At 55.1% G+C, this 1,950-nt stretch carries 1 protein-coding gene; it reads left to right on the top strand.

The annotated features are described in order from the left end of the window. Positions 1–612 precede the first annotated feature (612 nt). Positions 613–1,950, top strand: a 1,338-nt coding sequence (locus AC1DSG_RS30720) for an OprD family porin (protein ID WP_477794226.1), incomplete at its 3' end; no start/stop codon positions are given.

A 1,950-nucleotide genomic window follows, 5' to 3' on the forward strand; every position in this document is an offset into this window, starting at 1 on the left:
TGGATAGTCGGGTGTGATCTCTGTTGGAGCGTAAAGCAGAAACTCCGCGTAGCGGGGGTCGAGACCATCAGGAGGTAGGAGCCGGAAGCTCCGAGGGCCGGTCTGGGCGCTTAGATACCACAGGCGACACATCAACGGAACCAAGCTCGCTTACGTTGTTTGTCAGTAGGCAGGAACCGCCGTATACGGAACCGTATGTACGGTGGTGTGAGAGGACGGCGGGGGCAACCCCGCCTCCTACTCGATTCTCTGTATATTCCAATAACTGCTGTCGTGTGTATTTTTTATTCTTTTTGGTTTTTTTTGYAAACCCCTAAAGTAAGCCCGGTCCGTACTCGTCATGAGGCTCGGCTTTAGCACATTGATTCCCGTCAGTAGAGCAAGCAGGTCAAGGAATGGGCGTTTTTTCCGATACCTGTAATCAGTGCTGCATAGTCATATTCCTAATCGGAATTAAAAAGAAACATAAAATTCTTTTTGGCTTTATGGCGCTATATCCTGCACCGCCAAAAACGACCGGGCTAGATGGCTCGGCAAATATTGCGCGTCTTAGGATCCAGGGCGCTAGACCCAGGACCAGGACCACAAGCATTAGAAATGAGGAGCGAAACAATGAACAAGTCCACCTTGGCCATGGCTGTGGCTGTTGGGGTTCTGGCGCAACAAGCAAGCGCCGCCGGTTTCATCGAAGACAGCAAAGCCACCCTGGGGCTGCGTAACTTCTACATCAACACCGATTACCGTGATGGTACTGGGCCGAACAAAAACGAAGAGTGGGGCCAAGGCTTCGATCTGCGTTTCATCTCCGGTTATACCCAAGGCCCTGTCGGCTTCGGTATTGATGCAATCGGCCTGTTGGGCGTGAAGCTGGATTCGGGCGGCGGCACCAATGGCGCCACTGCAACTTCTTACGGTGGCACTGTTTTCCCAACCAACTCCAAAGGCGAAGCGGTTGATGACTTCTCCAGCCTGGGCCTGACTGCCAAAGCCAAGATCTCCCAGACCGAATTGAAGCTGGGTACCCTGCAACCCAAACTGCCGGTCATCGTAACCAACGACGGTCGTCTGCTGCCGCAAACCTGGCAGGGTGGCCAGCTCTCTTCCGGTGACATCAAGGACCTGACGYTGATCGGTGGCCAGATCGAAGCCGTTAAAGGTCGTAACTCCAGCAACAACGAACAGATGTCGATCGCCGGCGCTAACAGCCGTACCGCAGCAGGTCGCGACAGCAACAAGTTCAACTTTGCCGGCGGCGACTACAAAATCACCAAGGACCTGACGGCCCAGTATTACTACGGCAACCTGGAAGAGTTCTACAAGCAACACTTCCTGGGTCTGGTTCACAACTGGGCAATCGGCCCGGGCGTGTTGAAGTCGGATTTGCGTTATTTCAACAGCAGTGATGATGGGGCCAACGGTCACGACCCGCTGTACTACAGCACTGGCAACTACAACGCGCCGAGCGGTAAAGGCAAAGTCGACAACAACCTGTACAGCGGCCTGTTCCTGTACTCCGTTGCCGGTCATACCTTCGGTGGCGGTTACCAGGTCAGCAACGGCAGTAGCGACTTCGTTTACCTGAACCAGGGTGACGGAGCGTCGGCCTACATCATCACCGACTCGCAAATCCAGAAGTTCGCCCGTGCCGGCGAACACTCTTGGCAAGCACGCTACTCGTTTGACTTCGCCAAGGTCGGCGTACCGGGCCTGACGGCAGGTATGGTTTACCTGCATGGTGACGACATCGATACCGTTAACGCTCGCGGCGCAGTGGCGGCCAGCGGTGCTTCCGAATGGGAGCGCGATCTGACCGTTGCTTATGTGCTTCAGGATGGCCCGCTGAAGAACCTCGGCGTTACCTGGAAAAATGCGACCTGGCGTACAGACCTGCCCAACACTCGCACCCAGGATGAAAACCGTCTGATCGTCAACTACTCGATCCCGCTGTTG

This window comes from Pseudomonas sp. P5_A12 (genome assembly GCF_056400685.1).